16 protein-coding genes, 3 tRNA genes and 1 riboswitch are annotated in these 16,573 nt (G+C 37.3%); of the genes, 16 read left to right on the top strand and 3 right to left on the bottom strand.

The window, feature by feature from the left end; translation table 11 throughout:
* Positions 1–10: 10 nt before the first annotated feature.
* Together JCM14932_RS13135 and JCM14932_RS13130 are read left to right on the top strand one after the other, a co-directional pair.
* Positions 11–83 (top strand) — tRNA-Asn (locus JCM14932_RS13135).
* A gap of 118 nt (positions 84–201) precedes the next feature.
* A tRNA-Ser gene (locus JCM14932_RS13130) sits at positions 202–291 on the top strand.
* Between the two features lie 559 nt (positions 292–850).
* Here JCM14932_RS13130 and JCM14932_RS13125 read toward each other — a convergent pair.
* A complete protein-coding gene (locus tag JCM14932_RS13125) occupies positions 851–1,558 on the bottom strand; it encodes an Ltp family lipoprotein (RefSeq protein WP_034543499.1) in 708 nt (235 codons plus the stop codon).
* Positions 1,559–1,933: 375 nt separating this feature from the next.
* Here JCM14932_RS13125 and JCM14932_RS13115 point away from each other — a divergent pair.
* A tRNA-Arg gene (locus tag JCM14932_RS13115) sits at positions 1,934–2,007 on the top strand.
* A 121-nt stretch (positions 2,008–2,128) separates the two neighbouring features.
* Here JCM14932_RS13115 and dapF read toward each other — a convergent pair.
* Both dapF and JCM14932_RS13105 read right to left on the bottom strand, forming a co-directional pair.
* Positions 2,129–3,112 carry a diaminopimelate epimerase gene (dapF, locus tag JCM14932_RS13110; RefSeq protein WP_025025259.1) on the bottom strand — a complete coding sequence of 328 codons (984 nt, stop codon included), beginning with the start codon at positions 3,110–3,112 and terminating at the stop codon, positions 2,129–2,131.
* Positions 3,113–3,133: 21 nt separating this feature from the next.
* Positions 3,134–4,489 (bottom strand): aspartate kinase, encoded by a 1,356-nt coding sequence (locus JCM14932_RS13105; RefSeq protein ID WP_025025258.1) that lies wholly within the window; start codon positions 4,487–4,489, stop codon positions 3,134–3,136.
* Positions 4,490–4,652: 163 nt separating this feature from the next.
* A riboswitch (Lysine riboswitch) is annotated at positions 4,653–4,831 on the top strand.
* Positions 4,832–4,928: 97 nt separating this feature from the next.
* Here JCM14932_RS13105 and lysA point away from each other — a divergent pair.
* The 13 genes from lysA to JCM14932_RS13045 all read left to right on the top strand — a co-directional run bounded on the left by lysA (position 4,929) and on the right by JCM14932_RS13045 (position 16,572).
* The gene (lysA, locus tag JCM14932_RS13100; protein ID WP_025025257.1) at positions 4,929–6,227 is read left to right on the top strand and encodes a diaminopimelate decarboxylase; all 1,299 of its coding nucleotides are present in this window, start codon (positions 4,929–4,931) and stop codon (positions 6,225–6,227) included.
* A gap of 44 nt (positions 6,228–6,271) precedes the next feature.
* The gene (gene dapD / locus JCM14932_RS13095; RefSeq protein ID WP_025025256.1) at positions 6,272–6,970 is read left to right on the top strand and encodes a 2,3,4,5-tetrahydropyridine-2,6-dicarboxylate N-acetyltransferase; all 699 of its coding nucleotides are present in this window, start codon (positions 6,272–6,274) and stop codon (positions 6,968–6,970) included.
* Positions 6,971–6,972: 2 nt separating this feature from the next.
* A complete protein-coding gene (locus tag JCM14932_RS13090) occupies positions 6,973–8,127 on the top strand; it encodes an N-acetyldiaminopimelate deacetylase (RefSeq protein WP_025025255.1) in 1,155 nt (384 codons plus the stop codon).
* Positions 8,128–9,015, top strand: coding sequence for a 4-hydroxy-tetrahydrodipicolinate synthase (dapA, locus tag JCM14932_RS13085; protein ID WP_025025254.1), 888 nt, complete (start codon positions 8,128–8,130; stop codon positions 9,013–9,015).
* Positions 9,012–9,788, top strand: coding sequence for a 4-hydroxy-tetrahydrodipicolinate reductase (dapB, locus tag JCM14932_RS13080; protein WP_025025253.1), 777 nt, complete (start codon positions 9,012–9,014; stop codon positions 9,786–9,788). Before dapA ends, dapB begins: the two co-directional genes overlap by 4 nt.
* Positions 9,789–9,801: 13 nt before the next feature.
* The gene (locus tag JCM14932_RS13075) at positions 9,802–10,995 is read left to right on the top strand and encodes an aminotransferase class I/II-fold pyridoxal phosphate-dependent enzyme (RefSeq protein ID WP_025025252.1); all 1,194 of its coding nucleotides are present in this window, start codon (positions 9,802–9,804) and stop codon (positions 10,993–10,995) included.
* 62 nt (positions 10,996–11,057) lie between these two features.
* Positions 11,058–12,248: an aminotransferase class I/II-fold pyridoxal phosphate-dependent enzyme gene (locus JCM14932_RS13070; RefSeq protein ID WP_025025251.1), complete on the top strand. Its 1,191-nt coding sequence runs from the start codon at positions 11,058–11,060 to the stop codon at positions 12,246–12,248.
* 24 nt (positions 12,249–12,272) lie between these two features.
* Positions 12,273–13,337 carry an aspartate-semialdehyde dehydrogenase gene (locus JCM14932_RS13065; protein ID WP_025025250.1) on the top strand — a complete coding sequence of 355 codons (1,065 nt, stop codon included), beginning with the start codon at positions 12,273–12,275 and terminating at the stop codon, positions 13,335–13,337.
* 93 nt (positions 13,338–13,430) lie between these two features.
* Entirely contained in the window at positions 13,431–14,147 is a 717-nt protein-coding gene (locus tag JCM14932_RS13060) for an AzlC family ABC transporter permease (protein ID WP_025025249.1), read from the top strand.
* Positions 14,137–14,460, top strand: coding sequence for an AzlD domain-containing protein (locus JCM14932_RS13055; RefSeq protein ID WP_025025248.1), 324 nt, complete (start codon positions 14,137–14,139; stop codon positions 14,458–14,460). Before JCM14932_RS13060 ends, JCM14932_RS13055 begins: the two co-directional genes overlap by 11 nt.
* 67 nt (positions 14,461–14,527) lie before the next feature.
* Positions 14,528–14,899 (top strand): YoaK family protein, encoded by a 372-nt coding sequence (locus tag JCM14932_RS17520; protein WP_268870381.1) that lies wholly within the window; start codon positions 14,528–14,530, stop codon positions 14,897–14,899.
* Positions 14,900–14,901: 2 nt separating this feature from the next.
* Positions 14,902–15,219 (top strand): DUF1275 family protein, encoded by a 318-nt coding sequence (locus JCM14932_RS17515; protein WP_268870380.1) that lies wholly within the window; start codon positions 14,902–14,904, stop codon positions 15,217–15,219.
* Positions 15,220–15,255: 36 nt separating this feature from the next.
* On the top strand, positions 15,256–16,572 hold the full coding sequence (locus tag JCM14932_RS13045; RefSeq protein ID WP_025025247.1) for a hypothetical protein: 1,317 nt from the start codon (positions 15,256–15,258) through the stop codon (positions 16,570–16,572).
* Position 16,573: the final 1 nt, after the last annotated feature.

Raw genomic sequence — 16,573 nt, 5'->3', positions numbered from 1 at the left:
GCTGTATTATTCCGGATTAGCTCAGTTGGTAGAGCATCTGACTGTTAATCAGGGTGTCGTCAGTTCGAGTCTGACATCCGGAGTTATATACTTAGGAAAAAACCTAGGTGCATCAGATATTACATCTAGTTCGCAAGAATTAGATGTATTTTTTATATAAATTTACATTAAATCAGATCTGATAACCGTTTTCCTAATTATGGAGAGTTGTCCGAGTGGCTGAAGGAGCATGATTGGAAATCATGTATACGGGTTTTGCCTGTATCAGGAGTTCGAATCTCCTACTCTCCGTTATAATGTTTTTCCATTATTTTACATCAGTTTATAATGATGTAGGAAGGGCGTCATATCAATGATATGGCGCCCTTTTTTTGTGTCTTTATTTTCTTATTTATTCCTATCTTTTTCCATTATTTTACCGTCCTGTTGGTCATTTTTCTTTTCTGCTTTATTAACGGTTAATATACCATCTTTTATATCTTGCCACCTGACGGAGAGGATTTCATAACGTCGCAGGTTTAATATGAGACAAGACGAGAAAGGAATGTATTTCATTAATCCAGAATTCATTTTTTTAGCAGCATTAAAAACTTTTTTTTGTTCTTAGATCAAATGAAAGTTATAAATGTTGTGCTTTCTCTTCATTTTATCAACGTGATTAGTTTTTTAGAGACTTTAATTCTTAGCATAGGATTACGTTAGTTATTTTGTTTAGTTTCAATATTCTAAATATATTAATTGATGAGATATACGGAATTAAATAAGTAAGATAACCGTTAATAACAATTTCATAGAAGGGCACGTATGTTCTTTTGATACTAAAAATAAAAAGCCCATGAAGGCTAATTTATTATAAGTTATCTACGGCATATTGAGCTTCTTCAGGAGTGAATTTTTCTCCTGCGTCAGAACTCAATTGTTCTTTTACCGCATCTTTAGACATGTGTTGATCGTTGTAGTAACTCTTTGCCTTTGCTAGGGCGTTCTTGTTGTAGTCTGCTTTGAGATTGTCTACAGCATATTGAGCCTGTTCTTGGGTGAACTTTTCACCAGAATCAGAAGATAATTGTTCAAGAATACCTTGCTTGGATAAATGCTGGTCAGTCGAATAGGATTCAGCCTTTTTTAGAGCATTTTTATTGTAATCCGCTTTGAGATTATTTATTGCATACTGGGCAGATTTTTCGTCAAATCCTTCTCCAGAACTAGAAGTTAATTGTTCATAGATACCTTTTTCTGACATATGCATAACATCTGAATAAGTTTTTGCCTTTGCTAGAGCATTTATATAATCTGTTGGGATTTTTGGCTCATTATCTTTAGTATTAGCGTTTGTATTATTTTGCGAAGATGTTGTATCAATTTTTTTAGTTGTAGATTCCTCTTTTGGAGAGGGGCTACTAGCAGTATCTTTTTTAGAAGTCCCACCCTTGGGAATTGCGATAATAATGAGAATTATTACAATTAACCAAAACCACCATTTCTTGTAAAATGGGTTATTATGTTTTGATTTTTTTCCTTTCCTTCTACGGCTTTTATTATTGGATGTGTTGTGCATTTGAGTTCTAGTCATTCTCTGATTATTCATAATATAATCCCCCAATTAAATATTATTTTTTTCTTTGTAAAAATATATTTACCCAGTGACATGTAAGCGCGCAATCATTTGTATACATCAAGTATAGTAGATATCATTCATCGAATCTAATGTTTTAACTAATGATATTTAAGTTCAATACTTTTTTTGTATCTCAATACTAAATATTTTGGAGACGGTTTTATAAAATGACACAATTTGTTTTTATTATATTTAGTAAACAAGTACTACATTATAACTGTATACCAAACAAAATAATGAAGAAAAAATCAAAAAAAGTACTTACAAATAAAAATATTATGGTACAATAATGTTCGTAAGTTAATTAATTGTTATGCGCCTATAGCGCAATTGGATAGAGTGTCTGACTACGAATCAGAAGGTTGTAGGTTCGACTCCTACTAGGCGCACTACTAAAAAGACATCAATGAGAATAAACTCATTGATGTCTTTTTTTGTCTTTTTAAAGACGTTTTGTATTAATTTGTACAAAGATATTACTGCAATAAAAAAGCAGCCTAACGGCCGCTTTTAAGCTTCATTAATTGAATTTACAAACTCTTGATAATAATCTTCTTCACCAGTTTCTGATATTTCAATATTATCTAGGTTTGCTGAATGCAGATCACTTTCACTGACGTCCAAGTTATGTGTGAAGGTGGCATTACCGATCAAATGAATCTTGCTATCCTCTTTATGTGCAGATAACTGAATATTTGTTTTAACCATGCCGCCTGGATTGTAGACGGTAATGTCATTGTCAGGATCAAAGTAGTCATCGTTTAACAATGCGAAAACTAGGCTAGTAGCAGACATTCCAGTTCCACAGGCATTAGTGAAACCAACGCCACGTTCATATGTTTGAACGAATAACTTGTTCTCATCAAGAATTTCACAGAAACTGACATTAACTCCTTCGGGGAAGTAAGCGTTAGGAGCGTTTAGAGCTTGTCCGACTTCTCCTAGGTCATCTTCATCGACTTCGTCAACAAAACTTATCAGATGTGGATTTGGAACTGCTACAGCGGTAAATGTTTGCTTAGGAAGAAATTCGGGAACTTCTTCGTTGATCATTTCTAATTTGCCTTGATATTCGAATGGTAGGTCATCTTTGGCGAATGAAATGGGGGAGATCTGAACACTGAAAGCAGGGACGTTGTTATAGAAGTCGTCGGACTTCTTAACGTCTAAATTAGTTTCAAATGTTTCTACTTTGAATGAATCCTTGTTGAATTTTTCAGATAGATAACGGCTAACGGTTCTTAACCCATTACCACACATCTTGGCTTCGCTGCCGTCAGCGTTAATAACACGCATTTGTCCAAGACAATCGTCAAACTTGGAATCATTAACAACTAGTAGTCCATCGGCACCATCCAGAATGTCATTCTTAGGATTACAAAGTTTAATAGCTAGTTGTTTAAGTTCATCATCAGATAATTGATTTTCCAATTTTGTTTGATCTAGGATGAAAAATTGATTTTCTGATCCATGGACCTTGAGAAGTTGAGCCATTTTTTCCACCTCATTAATTATTTAGTTAAAGAAAGTATCATAAATATTTTGAACTGCGCGATTAGCATCTTTTGCCTGAGTCCCAATCATGATCGAGATGCGTGATGCACCTTGGTTGATCATGTGAACGGCAATGTTGTTCTGAGTTAAGGAATCGATAATTAATCCAATGGTATTGATGTTGTGGGCGATTCCTTCACCAACTACCATAATGATTGCATAATCATCGATCCATTCCAAATAATCTGGTTTGATCGTAGCTCTAATTTCAGCACACAATTGTTTGATCGTTGAGTCATCCAATTTACTCTTGTCAAAAATAACAGTTAAGTCATCAATTCCTGATGGCATGTGTTCATATGAGATGCCGTACTTATAAAATATTTGAAGAAGCTTCAGTGTGAAACCAACTTCTTTATTCAATAAATAGCGATGGATGTATAACGCCGAGAAACGTTTGGAGCTAGCAATACCAGTAATCAAGTTAGCAGGATCGAACAAGAATTGTGACGGCACGATCATTGTACCTGGTGCAGTTGGATTATTGGTATTCTTAACGTTGACCGGTACTTGTCCTTCAACAGCGGGAATAATTGCTTCATCTTGAAAAACTGAGAAACCGGCGTACGATAATTCTCGCATCTCACGATAAGACATCTTCTTGATAGCTTGTGGATGATCAACAACGTGATTATTGGCTACGTAAATGGCATCAACGTCAGTGAAGTTCTCATACAAATCAGCTTTGAAGCCACGACTTAGAATGGCCCCAGTAATATCTGAACCTCCACGTGTGAAGGTATAGATTGATCCGTCTTTACTGTATCCAAAGAAGCCTGGGAAAATAACTTTAGCATCATCGAATTGATATTTTGCCAAATTAGTATATGTTTCTGGTAAAACGTCAGCGTTATTAGGTGAGCCACCTAGTAAGAATCCGGCGTCTTTAGGATTCATGAACTTAGCCTTAATACCTTCATGATTTAATACTGCAGCTAGGGTAATGGCGTTCAAATATTCACCATGTGCCTTGAATGCTGCCATTAGATGATCATCATCTGTGAACTTTTCAGTGGCCAAATCTGTAAGCTTTTTCTGGATTATTTCTAATGTTTCAGGACCTAATTTATAATAGTCACAAATTTCTTTGTATCGATCTACTATTTTATTATATGTATCTTTATATTCTTCTTTATCTAAAACTTCAGTTGCATATTTGATCAATAGATCAGTAACTTTGATATCTCCGTCAAATCGTTTACCTGGTGCGGATGTGACTACGACTTTTCGATCCTTATCACTACTTACAATATCTATAACCTTCTGGAACTGTTCACCATCTGCTAGTGAACTACCGCCAAACTTGACGACTTTCACATCAATCACCTCATTAATTATTTGAAACATTAATACATTTTTAATGTAGAGTTTAGCAGTTTTATGCTTTAAAACAAGATAAATGTTTAAAAAATTAGAAAAAATCATGAAAGTAGCTAATTTACCTTGACGAATTATTAGAGTTGTTATAATCTTTTAACAACAAAACAAAAGAGGTCGCAACTGACATTAGTAAATAAGGGAGTCACTGCATGGCATTGAACTTATTGAAAGGGGACGTTGCCGAAGCGTCGGATCTGCAGAGTCCGATGTGCTGGGACGTGTTAATAAGATGACACGAACTGTCGCAGCAAAATGTCGCTGCGGTGCGCTTAGACAATTATGATGCAGAATAATTTCAATTTTGGATCTCTTTGTTTTAAGCAAAGGGGTCTTTTTTTATCCCATCTCTCCAGAAAAAGAAAGGTTGTTTAAAAATATGATTAGTAGTGAATTAAAGAGTTCTAATGGACATTTGGTAATTGGCGGTGTCGACAGTGTTGAATTAGCACACGAATATGGAACTCCGTTAGTTGTTTATGATGTTGAACAAATTCGTCAAACAATCAATAGCTTCCGAGCAAGCTTTGAGCAGAGTGGTTTCAAATATGAAATCAGTTATGCAAGTAAGGCTTTCGCTACTGTAGCCATGTATCAGGTTTTGAAACAAGAACATCTTCATACAGATGTCGTTTCTGGAGGAGAATTATTCACAGCTTTGAAGGCCGGTTTTCCAGCCGACAAAATTAGTTTTCATGGTAATAACAAGTCATTAGAAGAATTAGAAATGGCAGTTGATAATCATATTGGTGTTGTTATTATCGATAATTTCTATGAAATCGAATTATTAGAAAAAGTATTAAATGAAAAGAATGCTTCTATCAACGTAATGTTGCGACTTACACCTGGTATTTCAGCGCATACACATAAATATGATCAAACTGGACAAGTTGATAGTAAATTTGGATTCGATGTTGAATCTGGGCAAGCTGAAAAGGCACTTCAGTTAGTGCTTAAGAATTCTAATATGAATTTGATCGGTATTCACGCTCACATTGGTTCACAGATCTTCGGAATCGAAGGCTTCACGATGTTGGCACATAAGATGGTAGAGATCTCAAATGATTGGCATCAAAAATATGATTTCACACCGCAAGTTCTAAACCTTGGTGGTGGCTTCGGAATCAGTTATACATCTGAAGATGAACCGATTGGAGCAGATGTCTTCATCAAACAAATTACTAAGGTTGTCAAAAAAGATGCACAAAAGGATGGTTTGTCACTACCTGAGATCTGGATCGAACCTGGTCGTTCCATTGTAGGACCAGCTGGTTACAATTTGTATACCATCGGGTCACACAAGGATATTCCTAACCTCAAGTCATACATTAATGTTGATGGGGGTATGGGAGACAACATCAGGCCGGCATTGTATCAAGCTAAGTATGAGGCAGTAGTTGCTAACAAAATGGATGCCAAACTTACACAAGATGTTCACGTATCTGGTAAGTATTGCGAATCAGGTGACATCTTGATAGACTCTGTGCAGCTACCAGATGTTGTGCCAGGGGATGTTCTAGCAATGTTAGATACCGGAGCTTACGGATATTCGATGGCATCCAACTATAATCGCAATCCACGTCCAGCGGTTGTTTTCGCTGAAGGTGGCAAAGCTAAACTAGTTGTTAAACGAGAATCATTTGAAGATTTAACTAAATTGGATTTGGATTACTTATAAAATTTACGTATATATAATAGGTTGAAAAAATTGGAGGAAGTACGATGAGCAAGATGAATGCTGAAGAAATTATTAATTATATTGGAAATTCTAAGAAGGTAACACCAGTTAAGGTTTTTGTTAAAGGGGATGTTGCTAAACTTGATGTTCCAGTTAGTGTTAAGTCCTTCTTGAATGATTCAACTGGCGTCTTGGTCGGTGATTATTCAGAAATTCAACCATTATTAAGTCAAGTTGACGATTATTATATTGAAACAGCCGCACAGAATTCAGCTGTCCCAATGCTTGATATCAAGGGTATCAATGCACGTATCGAACCAGGAGCTATCATTCGTGATCAAGTTGGAATTGGTGATAACGCTGTTATCATGATGGGAGCTGTAATCAATATCGGTGCTGAAATTGGTAAGGGAAGCATGATCGATATGGGTGCTGTCCTTGGTGGACGTGCCATCGTTGGTGAAAATTCTCATATTGGTGCTAATTCAGTTCTTGCCGGCGTAATTGAACCAGCCTCAGCTGATCCTGTCCGTATCGGAAATAATGTTACGGTTGGCGCTAATGCAGTTGTCCTTGAAGGTGTGCAAGTTGGTGATAATGCAGTCGTTGGAGCTGGAGCAGTTGTGACTAAGAACGTTGCTCCTAACGAAGTCGTTGTCGGAGTACCTGCCAAAGTTATCAAAGTTAAAGATCAACAGACAACTGATAAAACACACATTGAAAGCACTCTAAGGAAGTTGTAATCATGACTTTATCCGAAGATGAACTGATTCAGATTAGACGAAATTTTCATCAGATACCAGAATTGGCATTACATGAAACAGAAACACATAAATATTTATTAGAAGTTATTAAAACTTTCAAACAAGATTATTTAAAGTTAAAAAAAATTTCAGAATTACCAACAGCTTTGTTAGTCAAAGTTACCGGTAGTGATCCACAGAGAACTATTGGTTATCGAGCCGATATGGATGCTCTACCGGTTACTGAGAACAACGGCTTAGCATATGCATCTAAGCATCAAGGTATCATGCACGCCTGTGGCCACGATCTACACATGACGGTTGCTCTAGGAATACTAAATTACTATTCTGAAAACCAACCAAAAGATAATTTAGTATTCTTCTTCCAACCAGCTGAAGAGAGTGAGAGTGGTGGGCGACAAGCTTATGATCTCGGAGTCTTCAGTGGTGAATATCAAGTCGATGAATTCTATGGTTTGCACGATAACGCTGATTTACCATCTGGTGTCATCGGATGTCGTAACGGAACCTTATTCGCTGGAACAACGGAAGTGAACGTAACAGTTCATGGAACTAGCGGGCATGCAGCCTATCCACATGAAGCTAATGATGCGGTTGTTATTGCCGCAAACTTCATCACTCAAGTTCAGACGATTATTTCGAGAAATATCGATCCAACTAAATGCGGAGTTATTACTTTCGGTAAGTTGGAAGCTGGTACGATCAGAAATGTCATCGCCGGAACTGCTAGGATCGAAGGAACGATTCGTGGTCTAACTCAGGATATGATCGAGTTCATTCGCCAACGTATCGTTGAAGTTGCCAAGGGATTGGAGTTATCCTTCAATGACAAGATCGACTTAGAATTCAATCAAGGTGGATATTATCCAGTTGAAAATAATCCTGAATTAACAACAAGATTTATTAATTATATGAAACAATCAGATGCCAAATATCAAGATATGGCGCCAGCAATGACCGGTGAAGACTTCGGTTACTTATTGAACAAGATTCCTGGAACAATGTTCTGGTTAGGTGTCGATAGTCCAGGTTCATTGCATTCAGCAGACTTTTTACCAAATGAAAAGGCAATTGAAGATGGTATTGCAGCATTTACTGGCTTTTTAAATTACCGAATGAATTCGGAGGAAAATTAGATGTTAGAAAATGTAGACTTAATGACAGCTATCGTCACCCCATTTACGGATGATGCAACAGCAATCGATTATAACGCACTAGAAAATTTAACCAATCATTTATTAGATACAGGAAGTAAGGGGTTCGTCATCGGTGGTACAACTGGTGAGACACCAACTTTAACAGAGGATGAAAAGTTATCACTCTATTCACATTTTGTTGAAATCGTAAATGGACGTGTACCAATAATTGCCGGAGTTGGTAGTAACAGTACACAAGGCACGATCGACTTCACTAATAAGGTTGCTCAAATCAAAGGTATCGATGCCGTCTTGGTAGTCGTTCCTTATTACAACAAACCTAATCAACGAGGGATGATCGCCCACTTCCAAACAGTTGCTGATAGTTCTCCATTACCTGTAATCATCTACAACATTCCTGGTAGAACCGGTGTCTTGATGGAAAAGGAAACGGTTGTTAAATTGTCCAAGTATCCTAACATCAGCGGAGTAAAGCAATGCAATACGATTGCTGACTTGGAATACATCGTTGAACATACTAGTGATGAATTTGCAGTCTTCAGTGGTGAAGATGCTCAAGCACTATACGCCAAAGTCATGGGTGCTAATGGTGTTGTCTCAGTTGCATCTCACGTCTATGGTGAATTGATGAGTGAAATGTATCAACAATTAGATGCTGGTGATTACAAAGCAGCAGGTGCAATTCAACGTGAATTAACGCCTAAGATGAACGCATTGTTTATGTATCCATCTCCATCACCAACTAAGGCAGCCTTGAACGAGATAGGTTATCATGTTGGTGGATGCCGTCTACCAATTCTTCCGTTAAATGATGAAGAAAAAGACGTGCTATTCGATAAGTTAAATATTCAGGAGGTAATCAAGTGATAAAAATAATCGTATCCGGATTCAGTGGTTCTATGGGTCAAAAGGCCGTTAAAATGGTCAATGATAATGAAAACTTTCAGTTGGTAGGAGCATTCAATCCTATCGTGAAGGATTTATCCCCAGCAACTTATGGATTAGATGATTCAGTTAAGGTTTACAATGATTTATCACAAATCGATGTCGATGCTGACATTTGGGTTGACTTCAGTATTCCTACCGCTGTTTTTGACAATACCAAGTTTGCAATTGAACACGGTTATCGTCCAGTTATTGGAACTAGTGGTTTGAGTGAAGATCAAGTTAATGAATTGAAGTCATTAGCAGATAGCAAAAAAGTTGGTGGTATCATCGCTTCAAACTTTGGTATCTCAGCGGTATTGATGATGAAATTTGCTCAAGTAGCCGCTAAGTACTTCGACCAAACCGAAATCGTCGAAACCCATCATCAAGATAAGCTCGATTCTCCTTCAGGAACGGCTTTGAATACAGCGCGTTTGATCCATGAAGTTCAACAAAAAGATCAAGTAGAGAACCCTAATGAATCTGATCCACTAGGAACACGTGGTGGCGATTATCATGGTATTAAGATTCATGCCATTCGTTTACCAGGCTTCATTGCCGATGAAGAAGTTATCTTCGGAAGCACTGGTGAGAATTTGGTTATTAAACAAAGCACGACCGATCGCGAGTCATTTATGAAGGGCGTTCAACTAGCGATTAATGAAGTTATCAAACGAGACGAATTAATTATTGGATTAGAAAAAATTATTTAACGGAGATGTTCATATGCCAGAATTAGCAAAGAGTGTAGCAAATATTGAAAATGATTTAGTCAAACCTTTTGGAGACAACAAGATTCTTGCCTTCAACTCTAAAATTGCTGGAATTCCAGGAATCGTCAAATTAACATTGGGTGAGCCAGACTTCAATGTTCCGGAACATGCCAAACAAGCTGCAATTAAGAGTATCAATGATAATCAATCACATTACACACCACAAAAAGGAATTCTTGGTTTACGTGAAGCTATCAGCAATTACCTATCAACTGATTATGGTGTCAAATATGATCCTGAAACAGAAATTATCGTAACTATCGGTGCTACCGAAGCTATCTTTACATCTCTATATACGATTCTTAATCCTGGTGAAAAGGTTATCGTACCAACACCTACATTCTCAATGTACATGGACGATATCAAACTTGTTGGTGGTGTTCCAGTTGAAGTTGATACTTCAAAAGATGGATTCAAGATCACTCCTGAAAAACTTGCCAAAGTTATTGATAAGGAGGGTTCAGCAGCTAAGGCCTTGATCATTAACTATCCTGGTAATCCTACTGGTGTTGTCTATACCAAAGCTGAATTGGAAGCATTAGCCGATGTTGTTCGTGACAAAGGTATTTATGTTATCTCTGATGAAATATACAGTCAGTTAGTTTACGGTGAAAAACACGTTTCATTTGCTAGCGTTCTACCCGGCCAAACTATCTTGATTAATGGTCTAAGTAAGTCACATGCGATGACAGGTTACCGTATCGGTTACATTGCTGCTCCTAAAGGATTCGTTGAACAAGCCGCCAACGTTCACTCATTTGCTATTACATGTCCTTCAAACCCAGCACAGTTTGCTGCTGAAGAAGCCTTGAAGAATGGTCATGAAGATCCAGTTGAAATGCGTAAGACTTACAAGATCCGTCGTGATTACATCGTTGATGCATTGAACAATATGGGTTACGAAACAATCAAACCAGACGGTGCCTTCTATGTATTCCCTAAGATTCCAGCCGGAACGGGTTTGAACTCAAATGACTTCTGTTTAAAACTTGCTAAAGAAGGAAAAGTCGGTGTTATCCCTGGTGATGCCTTCGGTGACGCGGGTGAAGGTTACTTCAGAATTTCATATGCTACTTCAATGGAAGACATTAAAGAAGGTATGAAACGTCTCGCAGAATTCACAGATAAATTATTACAAAAAAACTAATTAAATAAGGATTTTTGTTATAGTATAGTAGATATATACAAAAGAAAATAGGAGAGTACGTTATGCCAAAGTTAGATTCATCTGTTAAGAATGTTGTAAATGAAACAATCGCACCATTGGGAATTTCACAGATTAGATTTTTCGCACAGAAATTTGCTAAAGTCCCTGGAATTATCAAATTGACATTGGGTGAACCAGATTTTAATGTACCCGAACATGTTAAGCAAGCAGCTATTAAGAGTATTGAGGACAATGATTCTCACTATTCAGAACAACGCGGAACAATGGGACTTAGAAAAGCCGTATCAGGTTATTTGAAGCAACAATATGGAGTTGAATATGATCCAGAGAACGAAGTTATCGTTACTATTGGTGCTACTGAAGCTGTCTTCGTATCACTTGCAGCTATCATCAACCCTGGTGACAAGGTTATCGTTCCAACACCTACGTTTGCACTCTACTTGCCGATCATCAAAGTCCTAGGTGGAATTCCTATTCAAGTTGACACAACACCGGACAACTTCCGCTTAACTGGTAAGAAGTTAGCTGAGGTTATCGAACGAGAGGGAGAAGACAATGTTAAGGCACTGATCTTAAACTTCCCTGGTAATCCAACCGGTTATGTCTATTCAGAAGATCAATTAAAAGAAATTGCTGATGTAATTAAAGACAAACCAATGTATGTTCTATCGGATGAAATTTATGCTGAATTAACATATGGTCGCAAACATGTGTCACTAGCTAAGTTACTTCCTGGTAAGACAATTTTGATCAACGGATTATCAAAATCACACGCGATGACTGGTTACCGTATCGGTTATGTCGCCGCACCTGCTGATTTCGTAGTAAATGCCGGTAAGATGCACGCATACACTGTAACGGCTCCATCAAACCCAGCTCAATATGCTGCACAGGAAGCATTAGAGAATGGTATTGATGACCCAATTGAAATGCGTAAGATCTACCAAGAACGTCGTGATTATATCGTTGAACAATTAAACGATATTGGTTATAATACCCAATTGCCAGAAGGTGCATTCTACACATTCTCAGCCATTCCTGAGAAGCTTGGTTTGAATGATGTTGAATTTGCCACAAAGCTTGCTGAAGAAGGCAAAGTTGGTGTTACACCAGGTTCAGCCTTTGGTAAAGGTGGAGAGAATCACTTCAGAATGTCTTACGCATCATCAATGGAAGATATTCAAGAAGCAATGAAACGTTTACGTGCGTTCACAGAATCATTAGAAAACTAAATTAAGATATAAAGGATGAATATTATGAGTGAAGGTTATGAAGTAGCTATTTTAGGTGCAACGGGTGCCGTGGGAACTCGTCTAATTCAGCAATTGGAGCAATCAACAATCCCTGTTTCAAAGATCAGATTGTTGGCATCAAGCCGTTCAGCTGGTAAGAAACTTCAATTTAAAGGTGAAGACGTTGTTGTTGAAGAAGCCAAACCTGAATCATTTGAAGGTGTGGACATTGTGCTTGCATCTGCTGGTGGATCAGTTTCAAAGAAGTTATTGCCCGAAGCAGTTAAACGTGGAGCTGTCTGTGTTGATAACACTAGTGCATTCAGAATGGAACCAGATGTTCCGTTGGTTGTACCAGAAGTTAACGAAAAAGCTCTTTATAATCATCATGGTATTATCGCCAATCCTAACTGTTCCACAATTCAAATGATGGTTGCACTAGAACCGATCAGAAAAGCTTTTGGTTTGAAGCAAATTATCGTTTCAACATATCAAGCCGCTTCAGGTGCTGGTCAAAGTGCCTTGAATGAATTGTATAGTGAAGCTCAGGATTACTTGGATGGTAAGGAAATGTCAGCTGACATCTTCCCAACTAAGGGTGATAAGGAACACTATCCATTGGCATTTAACTTGTTGCCACAAATCGATGTGCTGGAAGACAATCTCTATTCACATGAAGAGTGGAAGATGATTCATGAAACAAAGAAGATTATGCTTGGTGATATGGATGATCCTAAGATCAAGGTTACAGCTACATGTGTCCGTGTTCCTGTTCCTATCAGTCATGGTGAATCAATCTATATCGAAGTTGAGGATAAGGAGAATGCCAGTGTCGAGGCTATCCGTAAGTTGATCGACGAAGCTCCTGGTGCAGTTCTTCAAGATGATCCTGAACACCAAGTATATCCACAACCAATTAACGCAACTGGCAAGCGTGATACATATGTCGGTCGTATTCGTCCAGATCTTGAAAACAAAGGTGCATTCAACATGTGGGTCGTTTCTGACAACTTGCTAAAGGGTGCAGCATGGAATACAGTACAAATCGCTGAAAGATTAGTTGCTGATGATCTTGTTGAAGTTAAATAATAATATTTATTAATTGGGTCTTGTTTGGTAGCATGGAGAATATGTTGCCTTACAGGGCTTTTTTATTTAAGGAATTATAGAGGGGTGAAATATATGGAGGAAGTAGAGACCGATACAGGTTATACGACATTTAGGGATGGAGTTAGAAGTTGTTTGCCAACTGTTTTAGGATATTTAGGAATAGGATTCTCTTTTGGTATCGTTGGTATCAATTCACATTTGAATTTATTTGAGATCACACTGATGTCCGCAATTGTATATGGGGGAAGTTCACAGTTTGTTATGTGTGGATTGTTACTGGCCAATACATCGATAACTGGTATTGTTATGACGGTGTTCTTAGTTAATCTCAGACACTTATTGATGAGTATGACTGCCAGCCCGCACTTCCGTGAAGAATCATTATTGAGCAATGTTTCAGTTGGTTCTTTGCTGACGGATGAGTCATTTGCCGTTTTCTCAACGACGGTGGCACAAGAAAAGCACTTCTCATTGCGTTGGATGGAAGGTTTGAATGTTACTGCATATATCACTTGGATCGTCGCAACTTTCTTGGGTGGCTTAGTTGGTAATTTTATTAGTAATCCTGAACAATTTGGTTTGGACTTCGCTTTAACTGCTATGTTTGCGGGGTTGTTCTTAACACAGTTCGAATGGGAATTATCGAAGAATACTAAGAAGTCGATCGCGGTTGTTATTACAGTCGTCATCAGTCTATATATTTTGTTGTCATTAGTAAGTTCCTCAGTAGCTGTTATTATTTCAGCTCTCTTGGGATGCTTAGTAGGGGGATTAGCTTATGATAAGTAGAAATGTATTATTGATTCTAGTTGGTAGTGCGCTGGTAACATGGATACCACGTATCACACCATTTATCCTTGGAAAAATGGTCAAGTTTCCAGCTATCGTAACGAGATTTTTGCAGTATTTACCATTGTCAATTTTGTGTGCTTTGTTATTAGAGACAGTTTTTAATGCTAAGGCCGGCACATTAGCGACTCCTAAGTGGGATGTTGTTGTAGCACTGGTTCCAACCGTTATAACGGCTGTTTGGTTAAAAGATTTGATGAAAACAGTTGTTGTGGGAATTGTGGCCATGGCTTTGGTTCGATTGGTTATGTAATTAAAAAGTTTATAATGATGGAGAGTCCCATTATAGGAATTCTCTATTTTTTGTGAGGTAAGTAATTTTGAAACGATATGAAGCACATCATTTATTTCAATTGCGTGAGATTGCAATTGGATTGACTTTTATCGGTGGATTCATCGATGCATATACTTTTGTTTCTCGTGGTCGGGTTTTAGCAGCTGGTCAAACTGGAAATATTGTCTTTCTAAGTGTTGATATAGCTCAGAGAAACCTTCCGAGTGCATTCACCAAATTAATGACGATGATATTTTTTATTATTGGTATTTTTATTGTAGGATATTTTAGAAATTTAAATCACCGTTCGCACTATTGGCGATTGCCATTTTTAGTAGCTGAATTCACTGCCTGTTTAGTAATTGGATTCTTACCCAAATCAGTTCCTAACCTCTATATAACTCCGCCGTTAGCTTAGTAATGGCAATGCAGACAGTATCATTTAGTAAAATCGAAGGTAATAGTTACAATAATGTGTTCTCAACTGGTAATTTGAAGAAATCAATTAATAGTTTTTCGGATTATCTATTTGGCAGTGATCATGACGTAGCAAGTTTGAAAACAGCACTGATTTATATTGAACTCGTATTTGGTTTTGCTGGTGGAGCAATTATTTCGGCCTTACTTCAATTGGTACTTGGAGCTAAGACTATTTGGATAGCCGCAGTCTTTATCATTGTTGTTGGCGGTTATTATGCGTTTATGTTGTATCAAAGAGATCAAGTATGGGATTATTAATAGTAACAAATAGTTTGCTTAATTGAGGAGAGAATTTTGCGAAAAATTTTTGAAACTTTTTCTGAAGGTGTACTGAATCTATTCGCCAATGTAGGCGTGGTAATACCGTATTTCTTTTGTCTGTCTCTGTATAACAACAATAAAAATATTGCTGCTTACGTCTTACCATTCCTAATGCTGTATACATTTCGTTCTATCGGGATGTTATTGACAGTTTATATTCCGTTTTCTGCAAGTACGATGCTGATTATATCCAATCTATTTGGAATAGTGGGTTCATTGTTGATAGTTGTTGCGTTAAATCCGGTCTTTGGTATTTTGGGTGGAATTCTCTTAGGTCTGGCTTCTAGTTGGATCTGGCCATATTTCTTAACCGTTAGAACCAAGGGTAAGATCATCAATGACTTCCATATCACCAAACTTCACTGGCAAGGTTCATTGATTGCAATGGTCATTCTAGGATTAGTTGAATGGTTGTCAGTCAAATACAGTAGCTATAACGCTGCCTTTATTTTATTAGCTGTCTTCTTTGCTATATCACTGTATGGAAGTTACACAATGAAAAACAAAATCAGCTTCTATCATAACGGTACAACTCCGGAACATGACAGGAACTATTCTATTATTGGCGTTATCTTCATTACTGTTTTAGTTATGTTGGTCTTTGCGATACGTTATTCCAGACTCAAGACCATTCCACATATCTGGGACTTGGGTATTGGCGTAGTATCGTTAGTTGGATTATTGATTTTGTTAATGTATCAATTGAAGATTCATCGTAATTTGTACCCCTTGAGTCTGGCTTCGATCAACCGCGGTATTGTTATGAATTTTGTTCTGTTATATACGATTTTTGACAGTAGTTTACGATTTGAATTTAGTACTTTGTTGACAGTCTATGTAATCTATTTAGCAGGTTTTGAATTTGGACCATTTATTCTTAAGAAACACTTGAATTTGAGATATCCATTACTGATACTAGGCTTGATTCTGTCATTCTTTAACATCACGTACTTTGTAGGAATCCTATTATGTGCATTGTTTGTTGGTTCAGATAATTCGATCCTTAACAATTCACTCTATAATGACCCGAAAATCGAATCAGAACGGGCTTTTTTAGTTAAGTATCAACTATCGGCTGTGGGTAATATTTCACAGCAGTTATTCTATATGATAATCGTTTATTTATTAGGATATATTTATCGTATTAATGTTTTAGACTTCTTCAATGTTAATGGTAAGGTGGATTCATCGTTGCTACTTATCGTTAGACTAGCGGTGACATTTGGCGTATTAGTGTCGGCCTTCATCACATATCTATCAACAAGGTCAAAAAAAGAGGCTCAATCCTAAA

The sequence above is a fragment of the Companilactobacillus nodensis DSM 19682 = JCM 14932 = NBRC 107160 genome, from assembly GCF_000615905.1.
GTDB lineage: Bacteria > Bacillota > Bacilli > Lactobacillales > Lactobacillaceae > Companilactobacillus > Companilactobacillus nodensis.
The sequence above is the reverse complement of the archived record's forward strand: the minus strand, read 5'-3'. Positions and strand labels throughout refer to the sequence as shown.

Excerpts from the sequence above, each read along its gene's own strand:
- JCM14932_RS13125 (WP_034543499.1), bottom strand. The coding sequence starts at position 1,558 with ATGCACAACACATCCAATAATAAAAGCCGTAGAAGGAAAGGAAAAAAA.
- dapF (WP_025025259.1), bottom strand. The coding sequence starts at position 3,112 with ATGGCTCAACTTCTCAAGGTCCATGGATCAGAAAATCAATTTTTCATC.
- lysA (WP_025025257.1), top strand. The coding sequence starts at position 4,929 with ATGATTAGTAGTGAATTAAAGAGTTCTAATGGACATTTGGTAATTGGC.
- dapD (WP_025025256.1), top strand. The coding sequence starts at position 6,272 with ATGAGCAAGATGAATGCTGAAGAAATTATTAATTATATTGGAAATTCT.
- JCM14932_RS13090 (WP_025025255.1), top strand. The coding sequence starts at position 6,973 with ATGACTTTATCCGAAGATGAACTGATTCAGATTAGACGAAATTTTCAT.
- dapA (WP_025025254.1), top strand. The coding sequence starts at position 8,128 with ATGTTAGAAAATGTAGACTTAATGACAGCTATCGTCACCCCATTTACG.
- JCM14932_RS13075 (WP_025025252.1), top strand. The coding sequence starts at position 9,802 with ATGCCAGAATTAGCAAAGAGTGTAGCAAATATTGAAAATGATTTAGTC.
- JCM14932_RS13070 (WP_025025251.1), top strand. The coding sequence starts at position 11,058 with ATGCCAAAGTTAGATTCATCTGTTAAGAATGTTGTAAATGAAACAATC.
- JCM14932_RS13065 (WP_025025250.1), top strand. The coding sequence starts at position 12,273 with ATGAGTGAAGGTTATGAAGTAGCTATTTTAGGTGCAACGGGTGCCGTG.
- JCM14932_RS13060 (WP_025025249.1), top strand. The coding sequence starts at position 13,431 with ATGGAGGAAGTAGAGACCGATACAGGTTATACGACATTTAGGGATGGA.
- JCM14932_RS13055 (WP_025025248.1), top strand. The coding sequence starts at position 14,137 with ATGATAAGTAGAAATGTATTATTGATTCTAGTTGGTAGTGCGCTGGTA.
- JCM14932_RS17515 (WP_268870380.1), top strand. The coding sequence starts at position 14,902 with ATGGCAATGCAGACAGTATCATTTAGTAAAATCGAAGGTAATAGTTAC.